The organism is Streptomyces sp. ATLC9, from assembly GCF_057196705.1.
In genome coordinates this window covers 1-223 of record NZ_JBXUOY010000648.1, presented here as the reverse complement: position 1 = coordinate 223, position 223 = coordinate 1, and the positions used below count along the sequence as shown (strand labels likewise).

General features: G+C 67.3%; 1 protein-coding gene. It reads left to right on the top strand.

All coding sequences use genetic code 11. From position 1 onward, the window contains the following. Positions 1-42: 42 nt before the first annotated feature. Positions 43-223: transposase (locus tag AC2CJA_RS27485; protein WP_484605310.1), on the top strand; the 181-nt coding region annotated here is incomplete at its 3' end.

The window sequence follows — 223 nt, the reverse complement described above, 5'->3', positions numbered from 1 at the left end:
CTGGAGACTGGGATCTTGAGGTTCCAGAGGAAGTAGCACCAGGTGGGAAGCAAGTTCACGAAGCGGTACTCGGACGAGTACAAGCGGGACGCGATCGCGCTCGTCGATTCCCCGGGCAAGACGGTCACCGCCGTGGCCCGGGAGCTCGGCATCAGCTCGGAGTCCCTGCGCGGCTGGTACCGCAAGGCCAAGGCCGACCGGGGAGAGGGCGGCTCCCGCGAGC